The sequence below is a fragment of the Paracoccus sp. FO-3 genome (assembly GCF_006386455.1).
GTDB lineage: Bacteria > Pseudomonadota > Alphaproteobacteria > Rhodobacterales > Rhodobacteraceae > Paracoccus > Paracoccus versutus.
The window spans coordinates 1-833 of record NZ_VCBQ01000287.1 but is presented as its reverse complement, the minus strand read 5'-3'; the positions used below and the strand labels follow the sequence as shown (position 1 = coordinate 833).

Genomic DNA, 833 nt, shown 5'->3' with positions numbered 1-833 from the left:
CCGCCGCCGCGCGGTCCAGCGCGCGCAGGGCGCGGGCCTGGCGCTGCGGCCAGTCTGGCGCCGCCGCCCAGCCGGCATCCATCACCACCAGCAAGGGCCCCTGCCCGGCCTGATCCGGCGAGGGCTTCCACACCGGGCCGGCAAAGCCCAGGATCAGGGCCGCGATCGCCAGCACCCGCAGCAGAAGCAGCCACCAGGGCGTGTGCCGCGCCACCGGATGCGGATCCTTGAGCCCCAGCAGCAGCCGCGTGCCGGGAAAGCGCACCAGCTTCGGCGAAGGCGGCATGGCGCGCAGGATCAGCCACAGCACCGGCAGCGCCGCCAGCGCCGCCAGGATCCAGGGCGTCAGGAAGCCGATGGGACCGATCAGCAGCATCAGCCCTCCAGCACCGACCAGAGCCACAGCAGCGCCTGCGACGGCGCCGCCCCGGTGTCATGCGTGCCGAAATGCCAGCCCGCCATGCGCGCGGCGCCCGTCAGTTGCGCCCGGCGCTCGGCCAGCCGCGCCAGATAGGCCGCGCGCAGCCCGGCCGCGTCGCGCGTGTCGTGGCGCAAGGCCCCCGAGGCTGAGCGGAACAGCACCGCCCCCCGCCAGGGAAAGCCCTCTTCGTCCGGGTCCAGCACCTGCATCAGCGCGCCCTGCACGCCCAGGCCGGCGGCACGGGCCAGATAGTCCAGCACCGGCTGCGGATCGCCCAGGAAATCGTCGAACAGGATGACGCGCTGGCCGGGACGCAGGGCCTCGGCCGGGGGGGCGTCCTCGTCGCCCGGCAGGGGCGCGCGCGCGACCAGCGCCTCGGCCATGCGCTCGGCCTGCAGGCGGCCGGGGCGCG

The 833-nt window shown here is 75.9% G+C and carries 1 protein-coding gene and 1 pseudogene; both read right to left on the bottom strand.

Annotation, left to right across the window (positions count from 1 at the left end; translation table 11 throughout):
• The coding region (locus FE811_RS27025) for a BatA domain-containing protein (RefSeq protein ID WP_181180999.1) at nt 1–376 on the bottom strand (376 nt) is incomplete at its 3' end.
• Nucleotides 376–833, bottom strand: a pseudogene (locus FE811_RS27020) (hypothetical protein); the annotation flags it as partial. The pseudogene FE811_RS27020 and the gene FE811_RS27025, both read right to left, overlap by 1 nt.